Consider the following 21002-nt stretch of genomic DNA (forward strand, 5'->3'; position numbering starts at 1 on the left):
CCCCTCGTGCCGGTCAGTCCCGGTTCTGTACGTGCTGGTAGCCGAAGCGGCCCTTGATGCAGAGGTTGCCGTGGGTCACCGGGTTGTCGTGCGGCGAGGTGACCTTCACGATCTCATTGTCCTGCACGTGGAGGGTGAGGTTGCAGCCCACTCCGCAGTACGCGCACACCGTGGTCGTCTCGCTCTGCCGCTCCTGGTCCCAGGTGCCGGCCGCGCGCATGTCGAACTCCGACTTGAAGGACAGGGCCCCGGTGGGGCAGACCTCGATGCAGTTGCCGCAGTAGACGCACGCCGAGTCGGTCAGCGGGGCGTCCTGCTCGACCGAGATCCGGGCGTCGAAGCCGCGGCCGGAGACCGATATCGCGAACGTGTTCTGCCACTGGTCGCCGCAGGCGTCCACGCACTTGTAGCAGAGGATGCACTTGCCGTAGTCGCGGACGTACAGGTCGTTGTCGACCCGGGGTTCCTCGTCGACGCGGGCGGCGTCCGGGCCGAAGCGGTCCGGCTTCGCCTCGTACTGCTTGATCCACCGCTCGACCGACGGGGTCGTGGAGAGGTCGACCGACGACGCGAGCAGTTCGAGGACGACCTTGCGGCTGTGCCGGGCGCGCTCGCCGTCCGTCCGCACCACCATGCCCGGCTCCGCCCGGCGGGAGCAGGCGGGGGCCAGGGTCCGGGCGCCCTCGACCTCGACCACGCAGACCCGGCAGGCGTTCTTCGGGGTGAGCGTGTCGCCCTCGCACAGCGTCGGGACGTCCTTCCCGGCGGCCCGGCAGGCGTCGAGGATCGTCGACCCCTCGGGCACCCGGGCGTCCTGCCCGTCGAGGGTGAACTCCACCAGCCGGCGCGGTACTCCGAGCGGTATCGCGGTCATTCGTACGCCCCCAGACGGTCGATGGCGGATTCCACGGCGTTCCACGCGGTCTGTCCCAGACCGCAGATCGAGGCGTCCCGCATCGCACGGCCGACCTCGCGCAGCAGGGTGATGTCGTCCGCCGCCGCGGCACCCGTGCGGTCCGCGATCCGGTGCAGCGCCTCCTCCTGGCGCACGGTCCCGACCCGGCACGGCACGCACTGCCCGCACGACTCGTCGCGGAAGAACTCCGCGATGCGCAGCAGCAGCCGGGGGAGGGGCACCGTGGCGTCGAAGGCCATCACGACTCCCGAGCCGAGCGTCGTGCCGGCCTGACGGGTGCCCTCGAAGGTGAGGGGGATGCCGAGCTCGTCGGGGCGTACGAAGCCGCCCGCCGCGCCGCCGAGCAGTACCGCCCGCAGCCCCCCGCGCACTCGGGCGAGGGTGAGCAGCTCGCCCAGCGTGGCCCCGAACGGCAGCTCGTAGACGCCGGGCCGGTCCACGCTTCCGGACACGCAGTACAGCTTGGGGCCGGTGGAGTCGGCCGTGCCGATCGCCGCGTACGCCGGGGCGCCCATGGTCAGGATCGGCAGCACGTTGACCAGGGTCTCGACGTTGTTCTCCACCGTCGGCTTGCCGAACAGGCCCTTCTCCACGGGGAACGGCGGCTTGGAACGGGGCTCGCCCCGGTAGCCCTCGATGGAGTTGAACAGTGCCGTCTCCTCGCCGCAGATGTAGGCGCCCGCGCCCCGCCGGATCTCGATGTCGAAGGCGTAGCCCTGGCCGAGGACGTCGTCGCCCAGCAGGCCGCGGGTGCGGGCCTGCGCGATCGCGTGGGTGAGGCGGGCGAGGGCGCGCGGGTATTCACCGCGGAGGTAGAGGTAGCCCTTGTGCGCGCCGGTGGCGTACGCCGCGATCGTCATCGCCTCGACGAGTGCGTACGGGTCGCCCTCCATGAGTACGCGGTCCTTGAAGGTGCCGGGTTCGGACTCGTCGGCGTTGCAGACGAGGTAGTGCGGCCGGTCGGGCTGGGCCGCCGTGGCCTGCCACTTGCGGCCGGTGGGGAAGGCGGCGCCGCCGCGGCCCACCAGGCCCGCGTCGGTGACCTCGCGGATGACGCCGGCGGGGCCGAGGGCGAAGGCGCGGCGCAGGGCCGTGTAGCCGCCGTGGGCGCGGTAGTCGTCGAGGGAGGCGGGGTCGGCGGTGCCGATGCGTCCGAGGAGGGTGAGGGCGGGGTCGCCGGCCTGCGGGACGGCGAGCGCGGCGGCGGGCTCGGCGGGGGCGTTCTCGGGTGCGGTGGCCGCCCGGACGGCGGCGTCCGGGGTCGCGGGGGCGCATACGGCGGTGGCGTGGCGGGCCTTTCGCCCGAGCCGCCCCTCACCGCCCCCGGGGGCCGTGCCCCCGGCCCCCCTTTCGGCCTGGACGGTCTCGTCATCGAACTCCCCCGGAGGGGGCACCGCCGGACGGGCCGAGTGACCCGCGCGCACCACCAGTGCCGCCGGTGCCCGCTCGCACAGGCCCAGGCACGGGCCGCGCTCGACCCGTACGCCGCTCTCCGGGCCCAGGCGCGCCTCGACGTCCGTACCCAGATCCGTCGCCCCGGCCGCCGTGCACGCCAGATCGGTGCAGACGTGGAGGACCGTCGCCGGGCGCGGCCGCACCGAGAACATCGCGTAGAACGTGGCGACCCCGTACGCCTCCGCCGGTGGCACCGTCAGGCGCCGGCACAGGTAGTCCAGGGCGCCCTCGCTGATCCAGCCGATCCGGTCGTTGAGGGCGTGCAGTCCCGGCAGCAGCAGGTCGCGGCGGTCCCGGGCCTCCCGTCCGCCGCGCGCCCACCGCAGGTCGGCGGGGTCCGTCCCGTCGCGGGCGGCGCCCTCCCAGGACGACTCGGGCGGACCGAGCAGGGCGTCGACGGCCGCCCGTTCCTCGTCCGTCGGCTTGCTGTCACCGAAGCGCAGGTCCACCGGAGCTCACCTTCTCGATCCGGATCGCCGAGGCCTTGAACTCCGCCGTTCCGGCGATCGGGCAGTTGGCCTCGATGGTCAGCTGGTTGGTGTCCACCTCGTCGGGGAAGTGGAAGCTCATGAAGGCGAGCCCGGGGCGGAGCGCGGTGTCGACCCAGACGGGCGCGAACAGCGACCCGCGCCGCGAGGTCACCCGCACCTCTTCGCCGACCACCACTCCGTAGCGCTCGGCGTCCTCCGGGCACAGCTCGACGGACTCGCCGCGTCGCAGCGGGGAGGAGTAACTCCCGCTCTGCACACCCGTGTTGTAGGAGTCGAGTCGCCGTCCGGTGGTCAGCCTGATCGGGTACTCCTCGTCGGTGAGGTCCACGGGCGGGTCGTGCCGGACGATGCCGAAGGGCGCGCGCGTACCGCGCCGGGCCGGGTCCGGCTCCCACAGACGGCCGTGCAGGTAGGTGGGTTCCAGCTCCTCGGTGCTCGGGCACGGCCACTGGATGCCCTGGTGTTCCTCCAGGCGGGCGTAGGTCATCCCGTGGTGGTCCGGAGAGAGGGAGCGCAGTTCGTTCCAGACGGCCTCGGCGTCGGCGTACTTCCAGTCGTGGCCGAGGCGGGCCGCCAGGTCGCACAGGATGCCGATGTCCTCCCGGGCCTCCCCGGGCGGTGTCACGGCCTTGCGGACGCGCTGGACGCGCCGCTCGCTGTTGGTGGTGGTGCCGTCGGTCTCGGCCCAGCCGGCGGTCGCCGGGAGGACGACGTCGGCCAGTTCGGCGGTCTTCGTCAGGAAGATGTCCTGCACGATCAGGAAGTCCAGCGCCCGCAGGCGGCGTACGGCCTGTTCGCCGTCCGCCTCCGACTGGGCCGGGTTCTCGCCGATGCAGTAGACGGCACGGAGGGTGCCGTCGTCCATGGCCTCGAACATCTCCGTCAGGGTGAGGCCGTGGTGCGGCTGCACGACCGTGTCCCAGGCCGTCTCGAACTTCGCCCGGACCTCGGGGTCGAGGACGTCCTGGAAGCCGGGCAGCCGGTTGGGGATCGCGCCCATGTCGCCGCCGCCCTGCACGTTGTTCTGGCCGCGCAGGGGCTGCAGCCCGGAGCCGTAGCGGCCGACGTGGCCGGTGAGCAGGGAGAGGTTGATCAGCGCGCGGACGTTGTCGGTGCCGTTGTGGTGCTCGGTGATGCCGAGGGTCCAGCACAGCTGGGCGCGTTCGGCGCGGGCGTAGGCGTGCGCCAGGTCGCGGATGGCCGCGGCCGGCACGCCCGTCACCTTCTCCGCCAGGGACAGCGTCCACGGTTCGACCAGCGCCTTGTACTCCTCGTAGCCGGTGGTCGCGCGTTCCACGAACGCCTCGTTGACGAGCCCGGCGTGGACGATCTCGCGGCCGATCGCGTGCGCCAGCGGGATGTCCGTGCCGACGTTCGGGCCGAGCCAGCTCTCCGCCCACTCGGCGGTGGCGGTGCGGCGCGGGTCGACCGCGTACATGCGGGCGCCGCCCCGGATGCCCTTCAGCACGTGCTGGAAGAAGATCGGGTGCGCGAAGCGGGCGTTGGAACCCCACATCACGATCACGTCGGTGTGCTCGATCTCCTCGTACGAGGAGGTCCCGCCGCCCGAGCCGAAGGCGGCCGACAGGCCCGCGACGCTCGGCGCGTGGCAGGTGCGGTTGCAGGAGTCGACGTTGTGGGTGCCCATGACGACCCGGGCGAACTTCTGCGCCACGTAGTTCATCTCGTTGGTCGCGCGGGCGCAGGAGAACATCCCGAACGCGCCGCGCGCCGCCGCCAGGCCCCGGGCGGCCCGGTCCAGGGCCTCGTCCCAGGTGGCCCGGCGCAAGGGCGCGTCGCGGGAATCCCGTACCAGGGGGTGGGTGAGACGCGTGTAGGTCTTCGGTTGCCGTTTCCTCATGCGGCGCTCCTCAGCGCGAGCAGGTCCGAGATGGCGTGCACGGTGCGCAGGGTGGGCACCTCCACGCCGGTGATCTCCGCCAGTTCGACGACGGCCGCGAGGAGCACGTCGAGTTCGAGCGGCTTGCCGCGCTCCAGGTCCTGGAGCGTGGAGGTGCGGTGGTCGCCGACCCTCTCGGCGCCGGCGAGGCGGCGTTCGATGGAGACGCCGACCTCGCAGCCGAGGGCCTCGGCGACCGCCAGGGTCTCGGCCATCATGGTGCCGATCACCTGGCGGGTGCCGCCGTGCGCGCACATCTGCCGCATGGTGGCCCGGGCCAGGGCGCTGATCGGGTTGAAGGAGATGTTGCCGAGCAGCTTCAGCCAGACGTCGTTGCGCAGGTCCGGTTCGACCGGGCACTTCAGGCCGCCCGTACGCATCGCCTCGCTGAACGCCGCACAGCGCGCCGAGAGGGACCGGTCGGGCTCACCGACCGAGAAGCGGGTGCCTTCCAGGTGCCTCACGACACCCGGCCCCGCCAGCTCGGTGGCCGCGTAGACGACGCAGCCGACGGCCCGTTCGGGCGCGAGCACCGCACTGACCGCGCCGGACGGGTCCACGCTCTCCAGACGGCGTCCGTCGTACGGGCCGCCGTGCCGGTGGAAGTACCACCAGGGGATGCCGTTCTGGGCGGCCACGACCGCCGTGGTGTCGTGCAGCAGCGGCTCGATCAGCGGCCCGCACGCCGCATACGAGTTGGCCTTCAGGCCCAGGAACACGTAGTCGACCGGGCCTACTTCGGCCGGGTCGTCGGTGGCGCGGGCGCGTGCGGTGAAGTCACCGCGCGGGCTGCGCACCCGTACTCCGTACCGCCTCATGGCCGCCAGGTGCGGTCCACGGGCGATGAGATGCACGTCGGCGCCCGCACGGTGGAGCGCGGCGCCGACGTAGGCGCCGATCGCCCCGGCGCCGAGGACTGCGACTTTCATGGCGGGGGAGCTCCGTTCGGTCGAGGGATACCGCGGAACTGCCGACCGAACCCGATTCCGACGCTGCGTCGGTTCCGTTCGCTTCTGTCGACGAAATATTGTCTACAGTATGGAGGTTGCCCCAGCAAGGCTTTGTGCAAGGACAGTGGTTGTCTGCTCAACTGTCTTCTCAACCGCTTTCCCCCTGCCTACGGTTGGGGACTCATGAGTCCCCCCGTCGCACCCCCGGGCTGGAGCCGCTGGCTCGTTCCCCCCGCCGCTCTCTCGGTCCACCTCTCCATCGGCCAGGCGTACGCCTGGTCCGTGTTCAAACCGCCCCTGGAGTCCGCGCTCGGCCTCAGCGGCACGCAGAGCGCACTCCCCTTCCAGCTCGGCATCGTCATGCTCGGGCTGTCGGCCGCGTTCGGCGGCACGCTCGTGGAGCGGCACGGACCGCGCTGGGCGATGACCGTCGCCCTGGTCTGCTTCTCGTCCGGCTTCCTGCTCTCCGCGCTCGGCGCGGCCGTGGAGCAGTACTGGCTGATCGTCCTCGGCTACGGCTTCGTCGGCGGGATCGGCCTCGGCATCGGCTACATCTCACCCGTCTCCACGCTGATCAAGTGGTTCCCGGACCGGCCCGGCATGGCCACCGGCATCGCCATCATGGGCTTCGGCGGCGGCGCGCTCATCGCCTCGCCCTGGTCGGCGCAGATGCTGGAGTCCTTCGGCACCGACAACTCCGGGATCGCGCTCGCCTTCCTCGTGCACGGACTGACGTACGCCGTCTTCATGCTGCTGGGCGTACTGCTGGTACGGGTGCCGCGCCCCAAGCAGCGGGCGGACGGCGGGCCGGTGGCGCTCGACGGCGTCCAGGTCTCGGCGCGGAGCGCCATGCGCACCCCGCAGTTCTGGCTGCTCTGGGTCGTGCTCTGCATGAACGTCACGGCCGGCATCGGCATCCTGGAGAAGGCCGCGCCGATGATCACGGACTTCTTCGCCGACACCTCCACGCCGGTGTCGGCGACCGCCGCCGCGGGGTTCGTCGCCCTGCTGTCGGCGGCCAACATGGCGGGCCGGATCGGCTGGTCCTCGACCTCCGACCTGATCGGACGCAAGAACATCTACCGCGTCTACCTCGGCGTCGGCGCGCTGATGTACACGCTGATCGCCATGTTCGGCGACTCCTCCAAACCGCTGTTCGTCCTGTGCGCCCTGGTCGTCCTGTCCTTCTACGGCGGCGGCTTCGCCACCATCCCCGCCTATCTCAAGGACCTCTTCGGTACCTACCAGGTCGGTGCGATCCACGGGCGGCTGCTCACCGCCTGGTCGACGGCCGGTGTCCTCGGGCCGCTGATCGTGAACTGGATCGCCGACCGGCAGGAGGAGGCGGGGCGGCACGGCGCGGCCCTGTACGGAACGTCCTTCTTCATCATGATCGGGTTGCTGGTCGTCGGCTTCGTCGCCAACGAACTCGTCCGCCCGGTCCACACCCGCCACCACGTCCTGCCCGCCCAGCCGCCGAAGGAGGCCACCGATGTCCGACGACAGCAGCCAGAGTCCGCCTGACCTGCCCGGCAGGCGGCCGCTGATCGCCTTCACCTGGCTCTGGGTGGGCGCACCGCTCGCCTACGGGCTGTACGAACTCGTCCGGAAGGCCACCCAGCTGTTCACCGGGTGACTCCCGAAGGGCGCCGGGGATGCTGACCGAAGCCGACAAGGCGTGCGCCCGTTTACTGTCGTATCACCTGCCGTCGTACCCGTCGGTCACTGATCACACTGGTGGATCCCGTACCCGAGGCATCGAGGACTCCACCCATGCACGGCTCCCGCATCACCGCCGTCGGTCATTACCAGCCCGCCGGAATCCTCACCAACGAGGATCTGGCGGGCATGGTCGACACCAGCGACGAGTGGATCAGGAGCCGGGTGGGCATTCACTCCCGCCGTATCGCCGGGCCCGACGAGCCGGTCGACGAGCTGGCCGGCCAGGCCGCCGCCAAGGCGCTCGCGACGGCCGGGCTGACACCCGCGGACGTGGACATGGTCGTGGTCGCCACCTCCACCGCGATCGACCGCTCCCCGAACACCGCCGCCCGCGTCGCGGCCCGCCTCGGTATCCCGGGCCCCGCCGCGCTGGACCTCAACGTCGTGTGCGCGGGCTTCACCCACGCCCTGGCCACCGCCGACCACGCCGTGCGGGCCGGCTCGTCGAGCAGGGCGCTGGTCATCGGCGCGGACAAGATGTCCGCGGTGACCGACTGGAGCGACCGCACCACCTGCGTGCTCGTCGGCGACGGGGCGGGGGCCGCCGTCGTGGAGGCCTGCGCTCCGGGCGAGGACGCGGGGATCGGCCCCGTGCTGTGGGGGTCGGTGCCCGAGATGGGGAACGCCGTCCGTATCGAGGGCACGCCGCCCCGCTTCGCGCAGGAGGGGCAGAGCGTCTACCGCTGGGCGACCACCCGGCTGCCCGCCATCGCCCGCCAGGCCTGCGAGCGGTCCGGGCTGACACCGGCCGACCTCGCCGCGGTCGTCCTGCACCAGGCGAACCTGCGCATCATCGAACCCCTCGCCGCGAAGATCGGCGCCGTCAACGCGGTCGTCGCCCGCGACGTCGTCGAGTCCGGCAACACCTCGGCGGCGAGCATCCCGCTCGCGCTCTCCAAGCTGGTGGAGCGGGGCGAGATCACCACGGGGGACCCGGTGCTGCTCTTCGGCTTCGGCGGGAACCTCTCCTACGCCGGACAGGTCGTCCGCTGCCCCTGAACGGCCCCGGGGGACCGCGGTGCCGGCCCGGGCGGAGCGGGTGTGACGTGGGCTACTCCGGTTCCGCGACGCGCGGGCGGCGTAGACTGTAGACGAAAGACAATCGATACTCGGTGTACTGGGTCGGGTCGGCGGCAGCCGCCGGGCGCGTCGCGTGCGTCGTGCCGCGCCCGTCGTGCCGTGGTCGTCATGTCGCGTTCGCCATGTCGCGTTCGTCGTACCGCTTTCGAGGGGGACCGATGTTGTCCGCAGGACTGCCGCAGGGCGCGGTGCCCAAACTCGAGCGGCCCGGCCCGCTGCGTGACCGCGTCTACGAGGCGCTGCTCGAACTGATCACCACCCGGGCCCTTCAGCCCGGCCAGCACCTCGTCGAGAGCGAGCTCGCCGGTCACCTCGGCGTGTCGAGACAGCCCGTGCGGGAGGCCCTGCAGCGGCTCAACACCGAGGGCTGGGTGGACCTGCGTCCCGCGCAGGGCGCGTTCGTGCACGAGCCGACGGAGGAGGAGGCCGACCAGCTCCTGACGGTCCGTACGCTCCTGGAGGCCGAGGCGGCCCGGCTCGCCGCCGCCAACGCGGGCAGCGCGGGCGTGGCCGCCCTGGAGGAGCTGTGCGAGGCGGGAGAGCGGGCCGTCGCCGCCGACGACGTGGACGCCGCCGTCGCCTTCAACGCCCGCTTCCACGCGAAGATCATGGAGCTGGCCGGCAACACCGTCCTGGCCGAACTCGCCGCGCAGGTCGACCGCCGGGTCCGCTGGTACTACACGCCGATCGCGCGCCAGCGCGGCCGGCAGTCCTGGATCGAGCACCGCGGCCTGATCGCCGCCATCACCGGCCGGGACGAGCAGGCGGCGACCCGGCTGATGCGCGAGCACACCGAACACACGCGGCGTTCGTACCACGCGCGCGGAGAATCGTAAGGTCCACGCGCGCGGAGAACCGTAAGGTCAGAGGCTGCCCGCAGGCCGCCCGGCGCGTTGGCCGGGCGGCCTGGTCGTGGTCGTGGAGCCGAGCACTCCGCACTTCTTTGTCCACTCAGTGGAGAAAGTTCGCAGCAATTCATGCGTGACTTCTTCCCACACCCGGCGCCCACTGCTACGTTCCCTCCGAAAGCAAGCCACTGGACGTGGCCGGAAACCGGCACACTCAAGGCCGATTGAGGCGGGGAGGGGCTCGTGAGGCGCATGACGGCACGACCCGCGAACGCCCACCAAGCGCGACTGCTCCAGCTGTTGCGTGACGGCGGGCCCAATTCCCGTGCCCAGCTCGGCGATCAGGTCGACCTCTCCCGGTCGAAGCTGGCCGTCGAGGTGGACCGGCTGCTGGAGACGGCACTCGTCGTGGCCGACGGGCTCGCCGCCTCACGCGGCGGGCGTCGCAGCCACAACGTCCGCCTCAACCCGGAACTGCGCTTCCTCGGTGTCGACATCGGCGCGACCTCGGTCGACGTCGCCGTCACCAACGCCGAACTGGAGATCCTCGGCCACATCAACCAGCCCATGGACGTGCGCGAGGGACCGGTCGCGGTCTTCGAGCAAGTGCTGTCCATGGCCGCCAAGCTGCGGGCCTCGGGGCTCGCGGAGGGCTTCGACGGCGCCGGCATCGGCGTCCCGGGGCCCGTCCGCTTCCCCGAGGGGGTGCCGGTTGCTCCGCCGATCATGCCTGGCTGGGACGGCTTCCCCGTACGGGAGGCGCTGAGCCAGGAACTCGGCTGCCCGGTCATGGTCGACAACGACGTGAACCTGATGGCGCTGGGGGAGCAGCACGCGGGCGTCGCCCGCACCGTGCACGACTTCCTCGTCGTCAAGATCGGTACCGGTATCGGCTGCGGCATCGTCGTCGGCGGTGACGTCTACCGCGGGACGACGGGCAGCGCGGGCGACATCGGGCACATCCAGGCCGTGCCCGAAGGACGCCCGTGCGCCTGCGGCAACCGGGGCTGTCTGGAGGCCCACTTCAGCGGCGCGGCACTGGCCCGCGACGCCACGGAGGCCGCCCAGCAGGGCCTGTCGGCCGAACTCGCGAGCCGCCTGGAGGCGAACGGTGGTCTCAGCGCCGCCGACGTCGCCGCCGCGGCGGCCGCGGGCGACGCCACCGCACTCGACCTGATCCGGGAGGGCGGCCGCAGCACCGGCCAGGTCATCGCCGGCCTGGTCAGCTTCTTCAACCCGGGCCTGGTGGTGATCGGCGGCGGGGTGACCGGTCTCGGCCACAACCTGCTCGCCGCGATCCGCACCCAGGTCTACCGCCAGTCGCTGCCGCTGGCGACCGGCAACCTGCCCATCGTACTGGGGGAGCTGGGCCCCACCGCCGGAGTCATCGGCGCGGCCCGGCTGATCAGCGACCACCTGTTCTCACCCGCCTAGGCACCATTCAGCACCCGAGCCTCACCAGCACAGCGCCTCGTCCCGCCCTGCCCTGATCTGCCCTGTACCGCTCTGCTGTCCACCGCCTGTCCTGTACTGCTCCGTCCTGCTCTCTTCCGTGTCTTCGCCCTGCTCTGCTCTGCCCTGACACCGGCCCGCACGCCCGCCGAGGGGACCTCACATGGCACCAGAACCACCCCTGCTCAGCATGTCCGGCATCACCAAGTCGTTCCCCGGAGTCCGGGCCCTGGACGGCGTCGACCTCGACGTCCAGGCCGGCGAGGTGCACTGCCTGCTCGGCCAGAACGGCGCCGGGAAGTCCACCCTCATCAAGGTGCTGGCCGGTGCCCACCAGCCCGACACCGGCACCATCCGCTGGCGCGGCGAGGACGTCACGCTGCGCTCGCCCATCGCGGCCATGCGGCTCGGCATCGCCACCATCTACCAGGAACTCGACCTGGTGGAGCACTTGTCGGTCGCCGAGAACGTCCACCTCGGCCACGAGCCGACCGCCGCCGGCTTCGTCGTGCGGGGCAGAGCGGCCAAAGCGTCAACGGCTCGGCTCCTCGAGCGACTTGGTCACCCGGAGGTCGATCCCGGCTGGCTGGTCGGCGAACTCTCGGCGGCGCAGCAGCAGATCGTGTCCATGGCGCGGGCGCTCTCGCACGACGTGCGGCTGATCGTGATGGACGAGCCGTCCGCCGCGCTCGACCCGGACGAGGTCGACAACCTCTTCCGCATCGTCGCCGACCTCACCGCCGAGGGCGTCGCCGTCGTCTACATCTCGCACCGCCTGGAGGAGATCCGCCGCATCGGCGACCGGGTCACCGTCCTCAAGGACGGCCGCGCCGTCGCCGGCGGGCTGCCCGCCGAGTCGACGCCGACCCGCGAGGTGGTGGCGCTGATGACCGGGCGCAATGTCGAGTACGTCTTCCCGGACCGGCCGGCCGGAGCCCCCGAGGGCGCCCCCGTCCTGAGCGTGCGGGGCCTGACCCGGGAGGGCGAGTTCGCCCCCCTCGACCTCGAGATCCGCCCCGGAGAGATCGTCGGCCTCGCCGGACTCGTCGGCTCCGGCCGCTCCGAGATCCTGGAGACGGTCTACGGGGCCCGCAAGGCGAGTGCCGGCCAGGTCCTCGTCGACGGGAGCCCGCTGCGCCCGGGCAGCGTGCGCGCCGCGGTGCGCGCCGGGCTCGGGCTCGCCCCCGAGGAACGCAAGGCGCAGGCCCTGCTGATGCTGGAGTCCGTCACCCGCAACGTGTCGGTCTCCGCCATGTCCCGCTTCTCGCGCGGCGGCTGGATCGACCGCGGCGCCGAACTGGGCGCGGCCCGCGCGGCGACCCGCGAGCTGTCCCTGCGGCCCGACAACCCCTCCGCGCCCGTGCGCACCCTGTCCGGCGGCAACCAGCAGAAGGCGGTCCTCGCCCGCTGGCTGCTGCGCGGCTGCAAGGTCCTGCTGCTCGACGAACCCACCCGCGGCGTCGACGTCGGCGCCCGCGCCGAGCTGTACGCGGTCATCCGCCGCCTCGCCGACGAGGGCCTCGCCGTCCTGCTGGTCTCCAGCGAGGTGCCCGAGGTGCTGGGCCTCGCCGACCGCGTGCTGGTGCTGCGCGAGGGCCGTGTCGTGCACGAGGCCCCCGCCCGTGAACTCGACGAACACCGCGTACTCGACCTCGTGATGGAAGGAAGCCCGGCGTCATGACGCAGCACGTGTCCCCGCCCCGGGACGGCACCGGCAAGACGGCACCGGTGGACGGTCCGCCCGCCTGGCGGGTCCAGTTGGGCCGCGCCGACGTCCGCACCCTCACCCTGCTCGGGGTGCTCGCCGCACTGGTCCTGATCGGCGGCATCACCCAGCCCGACGCGTTCCTCGACACCCGCAACCTCCAGCTGGTGCTCACCCAGGCGTCCGTGATCGGCGTCGTCACCGTCGGCATGACCTTCGTCATCGTCTCCGGCGGCATCGACCTGTCGGTCGGCGCCATCGTCGCCCTGGCCTCGGTGTGGGCGACCACGGTCGCCACCCAGGAGTACGGCTTCGTCGGCATCCTCTTCACGGCGGTCGTCGTCGGCGTGGGCTGCGGACTGGTCAACGGGGTGCTCATCGCGTTCGGGCAGATGGTGCCGTTCATCGCCACCCTCGCCATGCTGGCCTCGGCGCGCGGCCTCGCGCTCCAGATCACCGACGGACGCACCCAGGTCGTCACCGTCCCGAGCGTCCTGGACCTCGGCGAGCGCGACGCCTACATCCTCGGCATCCCGCCCCTGGTCCTGGTGTTCGCGGCGGTCACCGTCATCGGCTGGCTGGTGCTCAACCGGACCACCTTCGGCCGCCGCACGGTCGCCGTCGGCGGCAACGCGGAGGCCGCCCGCCTCGCCGGCATCGACGTCCGCCGCCAGCGGCTCTACCTCTACCTGCTGTCCGGCCTGTGCTGCGGCATCGCCGCCTTCCTGCTGATCGTCCTGGCCGGCTCCGGCCAGAACACCAACGGCAACCTCTACGAACTCGACGCCATCGCCGCCGCGATCATCGGCGGAACGCTCCTGACCGGCGGCCGGGGCCACATCCTGGGCTCGGTGCTCGGCGTCCTGATCTTCACCACCATCACCAACATCTTCGCCCTGAACAACCTGCAGACCGACGTGCAGCAGATCGCCAAGGGCGCGATCATCGTCGCCGCCGTGCTGGTCCAGCGCCGTACCGCAAGCACGCATTGAGGAAAGGGTCCACCGTCATGACGAACCTCACGAGCCGCAGAGGGCTGCTCTTCGGAGCCGCCGCCGTGTCCGCCGGTGCCGTCCTCACGGGGTGCACCAGCAACGACCCCGACGACGGCGACGACAAGGCCGCCGCCAACGAGCAGCCGGCCGCCGACGACAAGCCCGGCAAGCCGATCACCATCGGCTACGCCGGTCCGCAGGCCGACCACGGCTGGCTCAACGCCATCAACGACAACGCCAAGAAGCGCGCGGAGAAGTACTCGGAAGTCACCCTGGAGGTCACCGAGGGCTCCAACGACACCGCGCAGCAGATCGGCCAGATCGAGACCCTCATCAACAAGAAGGTCGACGTCCTGGTGGTGCTGCCCGCCGACGGCAAGGCGCTCACCCAGGTCGGCCTGAAGGCGATGCGGGCCGGCATCCCGGTCATCAACCTCGACCGGATCTTCAACAGCCCCCAGGCCTACCGCTGCTGGATCGGCGGCGACAACTACGGCATGGGCCTCAACGCCGCCCACTACATCGGCGAGAAGCTCAAGGACACACCGGACGCCAAGGTCATCGAGCTGGCCGGCCTGGACAACCTGGAACTGACCAAGCAGCGCACCCAGGGCTTCGACGACGGTCTGAAGAACTACCCGAACATCAAGAAGGTGGCCCGCCAGGCCGCCGAGTTCACCGTCGAGTCCGGCCAGGCCAAGATGGCCCAGCTGCTCCAGGCCCAGTCGGACTTCGACGCGATGTGGAACCACGACGACGACCAGGGCGTGGGCGCCCTGCGTGCCATCGAACAGGCCGGGCGCGACGACTTCCTGATGGTCGGCGGCGCGGGCGCGCTCTCCGCCTTCCAGGCCATCAAGGCGGACAGCGGCGTACTGAAGGCGACCGTGCTGTACCCGCCGACCATGGCCGCCTCCGCGATCGACCTGGCCCGCGCCCTCGGCCAGGGCAAGGGCGTCGCCGGCCTCGCCGAGTTCGAGATCCCCTCGACCGTCACCTGCTACTCGGCCGTCGTCGACAAGGAGAACGTCGACCAGTACATGTCCACGGGCTTCAAGTGAGGGCCTCCGTCCCGGCAGCGGCCTGACCAGCCTGTCGGGGCGGGGCCCACCCCCCACCGCGCCACCACGACGAGGAGGACATCCGCATGGGACAGCCGCAGCAGCCCGAGGGGGCCGGGGCGGAGGCATCAGCCGCCGGAACCGCGACCGACAGCGGGACCGGGACCAGGGCGACGGGGGTATCCGCGACCAGACCGCCGCTGCGCGTCGGCATGGTCGGTTACGCCTTCATGGGTGCCGCACACTCCCAGGGCTGGCGCACCGCCGGCCGGGTCTTCGACCTGCCGCTCAACCCGGTACTGTCCGCGATCTGCGGCCGGGACGCCGACGCCGTCCGCACGGCGGCCGACCGGCACGGCTGGGCGAGCACCGAGACCGACTGGCGGACCCTGGTGGAACGGGACGACATCGACCTCGTCGACGTCTGCACCCCCGGCGACAGCCACGCCGAGATCGCGCTGGCCGCGCTGGCCGCCGGAAAGCACGTCCTGTGCGAGAAGCCGCTGGCCAACACCGTCGCGGAGGCGGAGGCGATGACCCGGGCCGCCGACGAGGCGGGCGCACGCGGTCAGCTGGCGATGGTCGGCTTCAACTACCGCCGGACGCCGGCCACCGCGCTCGCCCGGCGGATGGTGGCCGAGGGCCGGGTCGGCCGGCTGCGGCACGTGCGGGTGACGTACCTCCAGGACTGGCTGGTGGACCCGAAGGCGCCGCTGACCTGGCGGCTGCGCAAGGAACTGGCCGGATCGGGAGCGCTCGGCGATCTCGGCGCGCACATCGTCGACCTCGCCCAGTACCTGACGGGGGAGCGGATCGCGGGCGTCTCCGCCCTCACCGAGACCTTCGTACGGGAACGCCCGCTGCCCGAGGGCGCCGCCCGGGGACTGTCGGCGGGCTCGGCGGACGGCGTCACCGGCCAGGTCACGGTCGACGACGCCGCCGTGTTCACCGGCCGTCTCACCTCCGGAGCCCTGGTCTCCTTCGAGGCCACCCGGTACGCCACCGGCCGCAAGAACGCCCTGCGCATCGAGCTCAACGGCGAGCACGGCTCGCTCGCCTTCGACCTGGAACGGCTCAACGAGCTGTCGTACCACGACGGTACCGAGCCGGGGGAGTACGCCGGGTTCCGCCGCATCCTCGTCACCGAGCCCGAGCACCCCTACCTGGACGCCTGGTGGCCGCCGGGCCACGGGCTCGGCTACGAGCACACCTTCGTCCACCAGGTGCGCGACCTCGTCCACGCCGTCGCCGGCGGCCGCCGGCCCGAACCCTCCTTCGCCGACGGGCTGCAGGTGCAGCGCGTACTCGCGGCGGTGGAGGAGAGCGCCGAGAAGAACTCCGTCTACACCCCCATCGCACCCTGAGGAGGCTGGCAGCGACATGCCGCGCAACTTCACTCTCTTCACCGGTCAGTGGGCGGACCTGCCCCTGGAGGAGGTCTGCCGCCTCGCCCGCGACTTCGGCTACGACGGCCTCGAACTCGCCTGCTGGGGCGACCACTTCGAGGTCGACAAGGCCCTCGCGGATCCCTCCTACGTGGACTCCCGCCACCAGTTGCTCGACAAGTACGGCCTGAAGTGCTGGGCGATCTCCAACCACCTCGTCGGCCAGGCGGTCTGCGACGCCATCATCGACGAACGCCACCAGGCCATCCTGCCCGACCGCATCTGGGGCGACGGCGACGCGGAGGGAGTCCGGCGGCGCGCCGCCGCCGAGATCAAGGACACCGCACGGGCCGCCGCACGCCTCGGCGTCGACACCGTCATCGGCTTCACCGGGTCGGCCATCTGGCACCTGGTCGCCATGTTCCCGCCCGCTCCCGAGTCCATGATCGAGCGCGGCTACCAGGACTTCGCCGACCGCTGGAACCCGATCCTCGACGTCTTCGACGCCGAGGGCGTGCGGTTCGCCCACGAGGTCCACCCCAGCGAGATCGCCTACGACTACTGGACCACCCAGCGGGCTCTGGAGGCGGTCGGCCACCGGCCCGCCTTCGGCCTCAACTTCGACCCGTCCCACTTCGTGTGGCAGGACCTGGACCCCGTCGGCTTCCTGTGGGACTTCCGCGACCGGATCTACCACGTCGACTGCAAGGAGGCCCGCAAGCGCCTCGACGGCCGCAACGGGCGGCTCGGCTCCCACCTGCCGTGGGGCGACCCGCGCCGCGGCTGGGACTTCGTGTCGGCCGGCCACGGCGACGTCCCCTGGGAGGACGTCTTCCGCATGCTGCGCTCCATCGACTACCGGGGTCCCGTGTCCGTCGAGTGGGAGGACGCCGGTATGGACCGGCTCCAGGGCGCCCCCGAAGCCCTCACCCGCCTCAAGGCCTTCGACTTCGATCCGCCCAGCGCGTCCTTCGACGCCGCGTTCAACAGCTGAGCCGCGGTGCGCGCCAACAGCTGATCCACGCGCCCGACGACAGGTCGGCACGGGGGCCGGATGATCCGCCGGCCCCCGGTCCGACCTGCCCGAATCCCACTTTGTCCCGTATTGGGCAAAAGTTGAACCAGTCCTGGCCCAAGGGGTGTTGGCCCAGGAGGAACGCGGTTACCGTCCCTGAAGTGTTCAGGACACCCACACCTCCGGGGTGACGGCGCACCCCGGCGCCCCACGGCACGTCTTCGCACCCATCCCGTACGGCCCATCCCGTTCCCGGAGGGACTTCGTGCACAGCAGCAGACTCGGAAAGTCCAAACCCACGAGGCTTCGCACCACCCTCGCCCTGTTCACCGGCCTGATGCTGGCCGTGGGCACCCCGGCGACCGTGGCCGGCGCCCACCCCGGCCATCCGGAACACGACGAACCGGCAGCCGCCGAGGGGCAGTTCCAGCAGGTACCGCTCGCCAAGGGCGAACCCGAGACGGGCGAGCCGATGTCGCTCGCCGTGCTTCCGGACCGCAGCGTCCTGCACACCTCGCGCGACGGCACGCTGCGCCTCACCGACCAGGGCGGCGTCACCAAGGTCGCCGGCAAGCTCGACGTCTACAGCCACGACGAGGAGGGGCTGCAGGGCGTCGGTATCGACCCGGACTTCGAGAACAACCGGGCGATCTACCTCTACTACGCGCCGCCGCTCGACACCCCCGCGGGCGACGCCCCCGAGACCGGCACCGCCGAGGACTTCAAGAAGTTCGACGGCGTCAACCGCCTCTCCCGCTTCGTCCTCAACGCCAACGGCACGCTGGATCCGGCCAGTGAGAAGAAGGTGCTGGACGTCGCGGCCTCCCGCGGCACCTGCTGCCACGTCGGCGGCGACATCGACTTCGACGCCGAGGGCAACCTCTACCTGTCCACCGGCGACGACACCAACCCGTTCGCCTCCGACGGCTTCACGCCGATCGACGAGCGACCGGGCCGCAACCCGGCCTTCGACGCCCGCCGCAGCTCCGGCAACACCAACGACCTGCGCGGCAAGATCCTGCGCATCAAGGTCGCCGAGGACGGCTCGTACACCGTCCCGGAGGGCAACCTCTTCCCGCCGGGCACCGACAAGACCCGTCCCGAGATCTACGCGATGGGCTTCCGCAACCCGTTCCGGATGAGCGTCGACGACAAGACCGGCACGGTCTACGTCGGTGACTACGGCCCCGACGCCGGTGCCGCCGACCCGAACCGCGGCCCCGCGGGCCAGGTGGAGTTCGCCAAGGTCACCAAGCCCGCCAACTTCGGCTGGCCGTTCTGCACCGGTGACAACGACGCCTACGTCGACTACGACTTCGCCACCAAGGCCTCCGGCGAGAAGTTCGACTGCGCCGCTCCGAAGAACACCTCGCCGCACAACACGGGCCTCGTCGACCTGCCGCCCGCGCAGGCCGCCTGGATCCCGTACGACGGCGGTTCCATGCCCGAGTTCGGCAGCGGTTCCGAGTCTCCGATGGCCGGCCCGGTCTACCGCTACGACCCGGAGCTCGACTCCTCGGTGAAGTTCCCCGAGGAGTTCGACGGCGACTTCTTCGCGGGCGAGTTCGGCCGCCGCTGGATCAAGCGGATCGAGCAGAACGCCGACGGGACGGTCGCGAAGATCAACGACTTCCCGTGGACCGGCACCCAGATCATGGACATGGAGTTCGGCCCCGACGGCGCGCTCTACGTGCTGGACTACGGCGTCTCCTGGTTCCAGGGCGACGAGAACTCCGCGCTGTACCGGATCGAGAACGCCGAGGACGGCTTCTCCCCGATCGCCGAGGTGAGCGCGAACAAGACGTCCGGCGCCGCCGGTCTGAAGGTGAGGTTCACCGCCTCCGCCGAGGACGCCGACTCCCCGGGCCTCACCTACAGCTGGGACTTCGGTGACGGCACCAAGGGCGAGGGGCTGACCCCCACCCACACGTACAAGAAGGTCGGCACCTACACCGCCACCTTCACCGCGAAGGACCCCGAGGGCAACACCGGCAACGCCAGCGTCCGCATCGTGGTCGGCAACACCGAACCCACGGTGAAGATCGAGATCCCGGGCAACGGCAGCCTGGCCGCCTTCGGTGAGCCCGTGCCCTTCAAGGTGAAGGTCACCGACCCCGAGGAGAGCGTCGACTGCTCCAAGGTCAAGGTCGCCTACAGCCTCGGCCACGACTCCCACGCCCACGAGCTGACCAGCGAGATGGGCTGTGAGGGCACCCTCACCCCGCCCCCGGGTGACGGCGGACACGACCCCAACGCCAACATCTACGGCGTCGTCGGCGCCAGCTACACCGATGGCGGGGCGAACGGCCAGGAGGCCCTGACCGGCACCGCGCGCACCGTGATCCAGCCGCTGCACCGCCAGGCCGAGCACTTCACCACCCAGCAGGGCGTGTCGGTCATCGACAAGACCGGCGCCAACGGCGGCAAGACCGTCGGCAACGTCGACGACGGCGACTGGATCTCCTTCAGCCCCTACAAGTTCGACGGGCAGAAGAAGCTGACCGTCCGGGCCTCCTCCGGCGGCGCCGGCGGCTACGTCGAACTGCGCACCGGCTCGCCCACCGGCAAGCTGCACGGTTCGGCGTACATCCCGCCGACCGGCGGCTGGGAGACGTTCCAGAACGTCGACGTGCCGCTGCGCTCCCTGCCGAAGCGCACCACGGAGATCTACCTGGTCTTCCGGGGCGGCGACGGCGCGCTGTACGACGTGGACGACTTCGAGTTCTCCAAGGAGCCGTTCAAGAAGGGCAAGAAGGTCCTCGTCTTCTCCAAGACGGCCGGCTTCCGCCACGACTCCATTCCGGAGGGCATCGGCGCGCTGAAGGAGCTGGGCGCGTCGGCCGGCATCTCGGTCACGGCGACCGAGGAGGCCCGCCAGTTCACCACGGCCAACCTCGCCAAGTACGACGCGGTCGCCTTCCTGTCCACCACCGGTGACGTGCTCGACGCCGACCAGCAGAAGGCGTTCGAGGACTACGTCGAGAACGGTGGCGGCTACCTGGGCGTCCACGCCGCCGCCGACACCGAGTACGACTGGGAGTTCTACGGCGGCCTCGTCGGCGCCCACTTCGACTCGCACCCGGCCATCCAGAAGGCCACCGTGCGCGTCGAGGACCACGACCACCCGTCGACCGCGCACCTGGACGACGCCTGGGAGCGCACCGACGAGTGGTACAACTACCGCACCAACCCGCGCGAGCAGGCCAAGGTCCTCGCCACCCTCGACGAGACCACTTACGAGGGCGGCACCATGAAGGGCGACCACCCGATCGCCTGGTGCCAGAGCTACGGCGGCGGCCGCTCCTTCTACACCGGCGGCGGCCACACCAAGGAGTCGTACGCCGACGAGGCCTTCCGCACCCATCTGCTCGGCGGCATGCAGTACGCCACCGGCCAGGTCAAGGCGGACTGCAAGCCGGACAAGGGCTACCGGGACATCTTCAACGGCCAGACCCTGGACGGCTGGAAGCAGGCCGGTCCCGGCACGTTCAACGTCAAGGACGGCACCCTGGAGTCCGACGGCGGCATGGGCCTGCTCTGGTACCAGGCCAAGGAGTTGAAGTCGTACTCCCTCAAGCTCGACTGGAAGATGCGGGGCGACGACAACTCCGGGATCTTCGTGGGCTTCCCGGCCTCCGACGACCCCTGGTCCGCGGTGAACAAGGGCTACGAGATCCAGATCGACGCCACGGACGCGCCCGACCGCACCACGGGCTCCGTCTACTCCTTCAAGTCGGCGAACATCAAGGCCCGTGACCAGGTCCTGCGGCCGCCCGGCCAGTGGAACTCCTACGAGATCAAGGTCCGGGGCGAACGCCTCCAGGTGTTCCTCAACGGAGTCAAGATCAACGACTTCACCAACAAGGATCCCGAGCGGAGCCTGACCGACGGCTACATCGGCCTCCAGAACCACGGCGCCGACGACCAGGTCTCCTTCCGCGACATCCAGCTCAAGGAACTGCCCGCCCAGGGCGACTAGAACGGCGGCGGGCGGAGGACGCCGGACCTCCGCCCGCCGTCTCGCCGG

General features: G+C 71.2%; 15 protein-coding genes. 11 read left to right on the forward strand and 4 right to left on the reverse strand.

Annotation, left to right across the window (positions count from 1 at the left end; all coding sequences use genetic code 11):
* Window positions 1–13: 13 nt before the first annotated feature.
* Genes ACZ4V1_RS26330 through ACZ4V1_RS26345 form a run of 4 tightly spaced genes read right to left on the reverse strand, consistent with a single transcriptional unit; the run spans window position 14 to window position 5691 of the window.
* The gene (locus ACZ4V1_RS26330) at window positions 14–874 is read right to left on the reverse strand and encodes a 2Fe-2S iron-sulfur cluster-binding protein (protein WP_468340286.1); all 861 of its coding nucleotides are present in this window, start codon (window positions 872–874) and stop codon (window positions 14–16) included.
* A complete protein-coding gene (locus ACZ4V1_RS26335) occupies window positions 871–2820 on the reverse strand; it encodes an NADH-ubiquinone oxidoreductase-F iron-sulfur binding region domain-containing protein (RefSeq protein ID WP_468340289.1) in 1950 nt (649 codons plus the stop codon). Before ACZ4V1_RS26335 ends, ACZ4V1_RS26330 begins: the two co-directional genes overlap by 4 nt.
* Complete coding sequence (locus ACZ4V1_RS26340; protein ID WP_468340292.1) at window positions 2801–4723, reverse strand: molybdopterin oxidoreductase family protein; 1923 nt, start codon at window positions 4721–4723, stop codon at window positions 2801–2803. Before ACZ4V1_RS26340 ends, ACZ4V1_RS26335 begins: the two co-directional genes overlap by 20 nt.
* Window positions 4720–5691 (reverse strand): 2-dehydropantoate 2-reductase, encoded by a 972-nt coding sequence (locus ACZ4V1_RS26345; protein WP_468340295.1) that lies wholly within the window; start codon window positions 5689–5691, stop codon window positions 4720–4722. The genes ACZ4V1_RS26340 and ACZ4V1_RS26345 overlap by 4 nt, the downstream gene beginning before the upstream one ends.
* A 204-nt stretch (window positions 5692–5895) precedes the next feature.
* Here ACZ4V1_RS26345 and ACZ4V1_RS26350 point away from each other — a divergent pair, with 204 nt between their 5' ends.
* The 11 genes from ACZ4V1_RS26350 to ACZ4V1_RS26400 all read left to right on the forward strand — a co-directional run bounded on the left by ACZ4V1_RS26350 (window position 5896) and on the right by ACZ4V1_RS26400 (window position 20954).
* Window positions 5896–7236: an OFA family MFS transporter gene (locus tag ACZ4V1_RS26350; protein WP_468340297.1), complete on the forward strand. Its 1341-nt coding sequence runs from the start codon at window positions 5896–5898 to the stop codon at window positions 7234–7236.
* Entirely contained in the window at window positions 7205–7348 is a 144-nt protein-coding gene (locus tag ACZ4V1_RS26355; RefSeq protein ID WP_468340300.1) for an MFS transporter small subunit, read from the forward strand. Before ACZ4V1_RS26350 ends, ACZ4V1_RS26355 begins: the two co-directional genes overlap by 32 nt.
* A 137-nt stretch (window positions 7349–7485) precedes the next feature.
* On the forward strand, window positions 7486–8433 hold the full coding sequence (locus ACZ4V1_RS26360; RefSeq protein WP_468340303.1) for a beta-ketoacyl-ACP synthase III: 948 nt from the start codon (window positions 7486–7488) through the stop codon (window positions 8431–8433).
* Window positions 8434–8672: 239 nt separating this feature from the next.
* The gene (locus ACZ4V1_RS26365; RefSeq protein ID WP_468340306.1) at window positions 8673–9350 is read left to right on the forward strand and encodes a GntR family transcriptional regulator; all 678 of its coding nucleotides are present in this window, start codon (window positions 8673–8675) and stop codon (window positions 9348–9350) included.
* A gap of 264 nt (window positions 9351–9614) precedes the next feature.
* Complete coding sequence (locus tag ACZ4V1_RS26370) at window positions 9615–10796, forward strand: ROK family protein (protein WP_468340309.1); 1182 nt, start codon at window positions 9615–9617, stop codon at window positions 10794–10796.
* 181 nt (window positions 10797–10977) lie between these two features.
* The gene (locus ACZ4V1_RS26375) at window positions 10978–12495 is read left to right on the forward strand and encodes a sugar ABC transporter ATP-binding protein (RefSeq protein WP_468340312.1); all 1518 of its coding nucleotides are present in this window, start codon (window positions 10978–10980) and stop codon (window positions 12493–12495) included.
* Window positions 12492–13511 carry an ABC transporter permease gene (locus tag ACZ4V1_RS26380; protein ID WP_121750105.1) on the forward strand — a complete coding sequence of 340 codons (1020 nt, stop codon included), beginning with the start codon at window positions 12492–12494 and terminating at the stop codon, window positions 13509–13511. The genes ACZ4V1_RS26375 and ACZ4V1_RS26380 overlap by 4 nt, the downstream gene beginning before the upstream one ends.
* 17 nt (window positions 13512–13528) lie before the next feature.
* Entirely contained in the window at window positions 13529–14575 is a 1047-nt protein-coding gene (locus ACZ4V1_RS26385; RefSeq protein ID WP_468340315.1) for a substrate-binding domain-containing protein, read from the forward strand.
* Window positions 14576–14661: 86 nt separating this feature from the next.
* Window positions 14662–15939, forward strand: a complete 1278-nt coding sequence (locus tag ACZ4V1_RS26390) for a Gfo/Idh/MocA family protein (RefSeq protein ID WP_468340318.1) — start codon at window positions 14662–14664, stop codon at window positions 15937–15939.
* Window positions 15940–15955: 16 nt separating this feature from the next.
* Window positions 15956–16954, forward strand: a complete 999-nt coding sequence (locus ACZ4V1_RS26395) for a sugar phosphate isomerase/epimerase family protein (protein WP_468340321.1) — start codon at window positions 15956–15958, stop codon at window positions 16952–16954.
* 286 nt (window positions 16955–17240) lie between these two features.
* Window positions 17241–20954, forward strand: a complete 3714-nt coding sequence (locus ACZ4V1_RS26400; protein ID WP_468340324.1) for a ThuA domain-containing protein — start codon at window positions 17241–17243, stop codon at window positions 20952–20954.
* Window positions 20955–21002 lie beyond the last annotated feature (48 nt).

The sequence above is a fragment of the Streptomyces sp. NPDC028991 genome (genome assembly GCF_055564775.1).